Genomic DNA, 204 nt, shown 5'->3' with positions numbered 1-204 from the left:
AGCGGGGCTTCAACATTGACGAGCACCAGCAGTTCGATGACAGCCTGCGCCAGACCCTGCACCTGCGGACCGCGTTTTCCGGGTCCCCGGACCTGACCCCGGAGACCCTCACGGCCGAGTTCGGCCCGATCGCTGACCGGTTCGGGATGAAGTTCAGCTTCCATGACCAGACCCAGCAGCGGGTCCTGGTGATGGTCTCCAAGT

General features: G+C 64.2%; 1 pseudogene. It reads left to right on the top strand.

Annotated features, from left to right (window positions below):
• Positions 1-204 (top strand): annotated as a pseudogene (gene purU / locus AC5RTT_RS20960) (formyltetrahydrofolate deformylase); the annotation flags it as partial.

Source organism: Arthrobacter sp. Y3221157 (genome assembly GCF_059089865.1).
Note: the sequence above shows the minus strand (reverse complement) of the source record. Positions and strands in the feature narration are given on the sequence as shown.